Annotated in this window: 4 protein-coding genes and 1 pseudogene; 1 reads left to right on the forward strand and 4 read right to left on the reverse strand. The window is 65.1% G+C overall.

Going from position 1 to position 6596, the window contains the following annotated elements; translation table 11 throughout:
* Positions 1-90 precede the first annotated feature (90 nt).
* From QZV93_RS17085 to QZV93_RS17095, 3 genes are read right to left on the reverse strand one after another with little or no spacing between them, the layout of a single operon-like run.
* Positions 91-1431 (reverse strand): lipopolysaccharide biosynthesis protein, encoded by a 1341-nt coding sequence (locus QZV93_RS17085; protein ID WP_295559882.1) that lies wholly within the window; start codon positions 1429-1431, stop codon positions 91-93.
* 25 nt (positions 1432-1456) lie between these two features.
* Complete coding sequence (locus QZV93_RS17090; protein ID WP_295559884.1) at positions 1457-2737, reverse strand: O-antigen ligase family protein; 1281 nt, start codon at positions 2735-2737, stop codon at positions 1457-1459.
* Positions 2738-2741: 4 nt separating this feature from the next.
* Complete coding sequence (locus QZV93_RS17095) at positions 2742-4262, reverse strand: undecaprenyl-phosphate glucose phosphotransferase (RefSeq protein WP_295559886.1); 1521 nt, start codon at positions 4260-4262, stop codon at positions 2742-2744.
* A 426-nt stretch (positions 4263-4688) separates the two neighbouring features.
* Here QZV93_RS17095 and QZV93_RS17100 point away from each other — a divergent pair, with 426 nt between their 5' ends.
* Positions 4689-5723 (forward strand): cysteine synthase A, encoded by a 1035-nt coding sequence (locus tag QZV93_RS17100; RefSeq protein WP_295559888.1) that lies wholly within the window; start codon positions 4689-4691, stop codon positions 5721-5723.
* A 12-nt stretch (positions 5724-5735) separates the two neighbouring features.
* Here the strand turns inward: QZV93_RS17100 and QZV93_RS17105 are convergent.
* Positions 5736-6596, reverse strand: a pseudogene (locus tag QZV93_RS17105) (hypothetical protein); the annotation flags it as partial.

The raw sequence follows: 6596 nt of genomic DNA on the forward strand, positions 1-6596 counted from the left end.
GGCTGGGTGCGGATCACCGAGGTGGACGACGGCGAGCACCGGCTCTCGCGATCCCAGGATCTCGAGAAGCTCTACGGCCTGATCGAGGGGCTACTTTGAGAACCAGGACGCCGGCAGGTTGGCGAGGACGAAAAGGTTCAAGCCTTCGAGGCGACGGGCGGCGATCCAGTTGAGCACGGACGCCGTCGTGATGGCCGTGGAGGTGGCGATGGCAGCACCTGTCACGCCCCACAGCGGAATCAGGATGAGATTCAACGTTACGCAAACGACGGCAGCCAATCCGATCGATATGGCGCTCGCGCGCTGATGTCCCAGCATGTTGAGGATGGTGTCGGCCGGTCCGGTGGCGGCCTTGGCCAGGATGCCGACGGCGAGGATGAACATGAGGGGGTAGGCGTCCGTGAAGTGGTCGCCGAAGCCGGCGAGAACGGGGTATCCGACTGCGAGAATGGCGATTGTCACGGCGGCCGATGGAATGAACGTCCAGCGAACGGCGTTGCTGACCAGAGATTTGACCTGGGCATCGTCTCCCAAGGCATGGGCGGCGGCGATGCGGCCGGCATAGGCGGTGCCGACGGCGTAGTGGATGAACAGCGCCAGCGCGGCCGTCTTCGCGGCAGCGTAGTAGATGCCGGTTTCCTCAGATGGACGGAACGCGGCGAGCAAGAGAACGTCGGCGTTGAGTATGGCGATATCGCAGATGGTGCCAGCGAGCAGCGGCAGCGAAATCTTGAACCACTTCGGGAAATCGTAGGCCGGCGGGCATTGTGGTATTGCGGCGCTGATGCGTTGGCCGATCAGATGCGTCTGCAGGATCGCGGCCAAGAGAACGGTGCCGACGGCAATGACCATGCCCGTTACGGCGTCGGCGGGAAATCCGAGCCACGACGCGGCGGGCACGAGCGCCAGCAGCGCTATGGGACGAACGATGTAGGCGGGGGCGATCGCCTCGACGGTCCAGCCCTGTCCGCGACCGAGACCGTCCTGAACGTCCGAGAACGCGAAGAAGGGGAGGCACAGCATGGCGAGCATCATCGGCACACCGAACGGCGTATCGCCGCGATTGCCGAAGATCCAAAGCACGAGCAAGCCGATAAGCGCGATGGCGAACGCCGAAAGCACGGCGACATAGCGGCCGCCCCAGAGCAAGCCGCGGAAGGACGCGTAGTCCTTGTTGGCATTGTACTGAGGTGCCAAGCGCATCATGGCGGTCGTGAAGCCCAAGCTGCACAGGGCGCCCAGCACCAGCACGCATGTCCACGCCGAAACGAAGATGCCGTACTCGGATGCGCCCATCCAGCGGGCGAGCGCGATCTGGGTCAGGAACAGCAGTGCGGCGCTGGCTGCGCGGATGGCGAAGACGCTCACGGCGTCCCAGCTTTCGGCGTGCGTCGTCCGGCTGCTGCGCAGCCGCTCAAGGGCACTTTTCATCAAGCTCACGGGTTCACGACGCGCTTCAATCATGGCTGCGCTTCTCCCGCACGGGCGCGTGGATGTCAGCGTCGATCAGGCCCCAGATGAGCGCCATCAAAATGAAGAAGTGACGCCAGTGATCGGTATCGATGACGAAGCCTTCGAAGACAAGGCCGGCAAAGCCCGCCGTGGCGACAATGATGGGACCCTGGAGGGCCGTGCGCCGACGGATCGCGTAGAGGCCCGCAAGCAGCGTTCCGAAGACGGAGATGACGTAGAGCGTGCCGCCGATCCATCCCGCATTGAGGAACTGGCTCAAGTAGACGTTGTGCGCCTCCTCCGGATGATAAGTGTCGCGGAAGGTGTGCGTGCCGATGCCGAAGGGGTGCTCGAGGATGAGGCCCACGGCCTTGGCCTGGCCGCCGAAACGGCCGTCGGGGCCTTCGTCGTAGGACTGGTCGAGGCTGGCGCGCTCCTCGAACAAGCTGCCGACGGCGTCCATCTCGAGGGCGGCGCCGATGGTTGCGGTGAGCGTGACGGCGCCGAGGACGGCCACGGCAACGAGCCGGCGGATGTCCGCGCCGCGCCGCGTGGTGACGAGAAGCAACCAACCGAGCAGCAGCAGTGAGAATGCGGCCGACGCCCAGGCGCCGCGCGAGAAGGAGAGCAGGAGGGCCAGAATTAGCGGCAGCGCCACGGCCGCGGCCAGCATCGCCTGACGCAACGGCAGGCGCAGCGTCGCCCAGGCCAGGAATACGATGGCCGGCGCCAGAGCTGCGCCGAGGACGTTCGGATCCTTGAAGGTGCCGCGCGCGCGGCCGTAATTGGTGAAGAGCTCGGTGGTGGACGGAATGATCTGGAAGTAACCCACCAGGGCGGCCGAGGCCGCGAGCAAGCATCCCAGCACGTACCAGCTCATAACCAGACGGAAGCGCGGCTCGGGATCTGCGGCGATGTAGCCCGCGAGCACAAAGGCGCCGCCGGCGAGGAACAGCGTCACCACCTGATGGGTGACGGCCGTATCGAAGTTCGTGGAAACTGAGCAGGCGGCAAGCCCCAAGGCCACGAAAACAAGCCAGAGCGTCAAATTCAAGATCGCCACGTTGCCGAAGCGCACGACTCCGAGCAACGGCAGCCCGACGATGACGGCGGCCATGAGCACGTCGGCGATGGCCGGCTCCGAGAAGACGATCGAGCTCGTGCCCATGGCCACTGCAACTGCGATCGCGGCCAGCGTCGTGGCGCGAACCGTCCGGCGCGCGGGGCCGGTCGGGAAGCGGATCCGCTCGGATGCAATCGGGAATGGGGATGTGACGTCGATCATCGCACTAGTAGGCGTTCTTGCCGGTGAGCAGCACGAAAGGTGTCGCGGCGATGATGTAGAGGTCGAAGGGCAGAGACCAGTTGTCGATGTAGTAGAGGTCGGCTTCGACGCGGCGCTGGATCTTCTCGTGCGTATCGGTCTCGCCGCGCCAGCCGTTGATCTGGGCCCAGCCGGTGACTCCGGGCTTCATGCGGTGCCGTGCGAAGTACTCGCCGACGACGGTCTGGTAGAGGTCGCTCGATGCCTTGGCTTCCGTCGCATGCGGACGCGGGCCGACAAGCGACATCTGGCCTTTGACGACGTTCAGAAGCTGCGGAAGCTCGTCGAGGCTCGTCTTGCGAATGAAGCGGCCGACCGGCGTTACGCGCGGGTCGTCCTTGGTGACGAGCTTTGCGGCCGCGGCGTCGGACATATCGGTGTACATCGACCGGAACTTCAGAACCTCGATCAGCTCGTTGTCGAAGCCGTAGCGGCGCTGCTTGAACAGAATGGGTCCCTTGCTGTCGAGGCGGATGGCGAGCGCGACGATGGCCATCACGGGCGCGGCAATAATGAGCAGCAGGAGCCCGAGGAGCCGATCCTCGATGTTCTTGATGACGCGGTCCCAATCGGTCAGCGGGCGGTCCATGAGGGCGAGCATGGGGACGCGGCCAATGTAGGTATAGGCGTTCGAGCTCAGGCGCAGATTGGAGCTCAAAGCCGAGATGCGGATGTCGACGGGTAGCGCGAAGAGGAGTTTCAGGATCTGCATCAGCCGCTGTTCGGCCGCCATCGGAACGGTGACGATCACGAGATCGACACCCGCGTTGCGCGAGAATGCGGGCAGTTGGTCGATGGTGCCGAGCTTGGGGTAACCGGCGATGCTGTCGGCGGAACGGTCGTCCAGGCGGTCGTCGAAAACGCCGAGGATCGACAGCTCCTTGTGCTTGCCTCCCTCGAGCGTGGTGATCAGGTGCTCGGCATCGGGGCCGCCGCCAACGATTACGGTTCGGCGCACCAGGCGACCGGTGTCGGTGAGGGTGGCCAGCAGACGGGCGAGGAAAAGGCGCGTGAGCGATATCAGGATCACGGCCGATACCAGCCAGACCGTGCCGGTCGCGGGAGAGAAGATCGGCAGTCCGACGAGCACGCTGGCGCCGATGGCGAGGCAGAATACCGTGACGGCGCTTTTCACGATCTTGCCCACCTGCTCCAGCGGCTGGCGAAGGGCATGAACGGAGTACGACCAGTTGCGGCGAAGCTCCAGCGTCGTTGCGAGAGCGATTGCGGTGCACCAGGCGGAAATCATGGACGCGGACGTCTGCTCGCCGTCGATCAGAAGGAACGAGACGGCGCCCGTCGCCATGAGGATCAACGCATCGACCGTCGAGGTCGCAAACAGGAGTTTCGGACGCGAGATGCTGCGTCGCTTATCGCTGAAGGTGCCGTCGATGGCCTTGGCGGCCGCTTGGATAGCCCGGGCCACCGTCCAGCGATTGCTGCCGATGGCGAGATTGTCGGGCTGTTGATGCGAGAGAAGATCCATGGTCGGCTGCCGGCATGCGAGAGATGCTAGGAACATGATGGCTTTGCGGCCATCGCGCTCCGGGTTTCAGATGAAACCGATGGTCAGGATTCGGATCTTCGGGATCCGAGACGGTCATGGCCTGAACCATGAGCCGGGTTTGTCTCAAACCCGTAAAATTCTCCGTGTCCGGCATCTCTTGCGAGCCCCGTCTGGCGCAACTCGGCGCTGATGGTTAGGAAAGCGTTGCCGGCCGTTTCGGGCTGGTGCGAGATCGGCCGCGGCTCGTCTCTGAAATAATCGCGCAACATCCGTCATCGCAGCCGGACGATATGCGCCGCGGAAAACGCTCCACAGGGTGCCTCGGCTGCTGGACCGCTTGGATCGGTGTCCCTTAGTTTGGCGGTCTTCCAGATCTGCCGCGCTCGCACAAGAAGGGACACGTGAATGATCACCGCCGCCAGCGCCGTTCAAGCCGTCGGTCACACGCCGCTGATCAGGCTCCGGCGGGCTTCCGAAGAAACGGGCTGCACGGTTCTCGGCAAAGCCGAGTTCATGAATCCGGCGCAGTCGGTCAAGGACCGCGCGGCCCTGTTCCTGATCGAGGACGCATTCAAGCGGGGGGCGATCAAGGCCGGCGGCGTGATCGTGGAAGGAACAGCGGGCAACACGGGGATCGGCCTCGCCGCGCTCAGTCGCGCCTTGGGGCTCAGGGCCGTCATCGTCATGCCGGACACGCAGTCGGTCGAGAAGAAGGATGCCGTACGCGCGCTCGGCGCGGAGCTGGTGGAGGTGCCGGCGGTGCCGTACGCCAACCCGAACAACTATGTGCACTATTCACGGCGCTTGGCGGAGGCGCTGGCCGAGACGGAGCCCAACGGAGCCGTGTGGGCCAATCAATTCGACAATGTTGCCAATCGCGACGGACACGCGCGTATGACAGCCAAAGAAATATGGGCGCAAACGGACGGCAAGATCGACGGGTTCGTGTCGGCCGTGGGAACGGGCGGCACGCTGGCAGGCGTCGCGTTGGGGCTCAGAGAGCGAAGCAAATCGGTGAAGATCGCGCTCGCCGATCCGCCGGGCGCGGCGCTCTATGCGTATTACACGCGCGGCGTGCTCGAGGCGCGCGGATCCTCGGTCACGGAAGGCATTGGCCAGGGCCGCATTACCGCCAATCTCGAGGGCTTCTCACCCGACTTCTCGTTCGAGATCCCGGACACGGAGTCCATTCCGCTGATCCATCAGCTGATCGTGGACGAGGGGCTCTGTCTCGGCGGCTCTAGCGGCGTCAACATTGCCGGCGCCATTGCTCTCGCCCGTACGCTGGGGCCGGGTCATGTGATCGTGACGATGCTTTGCGATCACGGTACGCGGTATCAGTCCAAGCTACTCAATCCGGCGTTCCTGGCTTCCAAGGATTTGCCGGTGCCGGACTGGCTTTCCTCTTCGCGCGGGGCGTTGCCGGACGTCTTCGCGTAGCTCCGGGAGGCGTCAGAGACGCGTCTCGATGAGTGCGGCAGCGGGGTGGCGCGCGGCGAGACCCCCGGCCAATGCCGCGTCGAGCGCGGACTTGCCGGCCTCGGCGGCGAGCGCTTCGGGGACGACCCAGGCGCGCCAGGTCCGCCCGGTGAAGGTCTTGTCGCAATGCAGGCTTCCGTTCGACAGGCGGCAGGAGCGATCGGCCTCGATGGGGAGGAACTCGCGGCGATCGTGGCGCATGATGCGCAGATCGATGGGCTGCACGGTTGCTGCCGGCCCCTTCAAATCGACATCGCGGTAGGCGCAGGCAAGGTGCTGATTGCAGGCGGCGGCGCGCTTGCCGAGCGTATTGCCGGAGCCGAGCGCCTGTCCGCGCCGCAGTACGGTCGCTGTGCGGTCCGTGCCGGCGCCGATCCAGCACGTGGTGGTGGTGCAGAGCACGGGATCGGCGGTTTTTCTGCCGTAGCGGCGAATGCCGTTGGTGCCGGGCTCGATGATGAGCAGGATGGTGACACGGCTCGATGTTCCCACCGGATTCGTGAGCGACAGTGCTGCGTTAGGTGGTGTGGCAGAGGGGGCTTGCGCGACCGGCGGGGCTGCGGCCGGCGGGGGTGTTGCGACCGGTGATTGCGCAAGCGGCGGCGGCTCTAGCGGCGCTTGCCTGCTTGGCGGTGCCGGCGGCATTTCCTCCGCCAGCCGCTTGGCTTTTGCCTTGCGCTCCTCTTCGAGCCTCAGGAGCCGCTCGGTCAGGCGCTGGTGCTCGGCTTCACGCTCTGCCGCGAGAGCCTTTTGCTTTTCCTCGGCGGCGCGCTGCTCGTCGGCCAGACGTTTTTCTTCGGCGCGACGCCGCTCTTCCGCGTGCCGCTGCGCTTC

The sequence above is a fragment of the uncultured Hyphomicrobium sp. genome, from assembly GCF_902826555.1.
Lineage (GTDB): Bacteria > Pseudomonadota > Alphaproteobacteria > Rhizobiales > Hyphomicrobiaceae > Hyphomicrobium_C.

Bases quoted from the DNA above. Each gene is read 5' to 3' on its own strand.
- QZV93_RS17085 (WP_295559882.1), bottom strand. From the start codon at position 1,431: ATGAAAAGTGCCCTTGAGCGGCTGCGCAGCAGCCGGACGACGCACGCC.
- QZV93_RS17090 (WP_295559884.1), bottom strand. From the start codon at position 2,737: ATGATCGACGTCACATCCCCATTCCCGATTGCATCCGAGCGGATCCGC.
- QZV93_RS17095 (WP_295559886.1), bottom strand. From the start codon at position 4,262: ATGGATCTTCTCTCGCATCAACAGCCCGACAATCTCGCCATCGGCAGC.
- QZV93_RS17100 (WP_295559888.1), top strand. From the start codon at position 4,689: ATGATCACCGCCGCCAGCGCCGTTCAAGCCGTCGGTCACACGCCGCTG.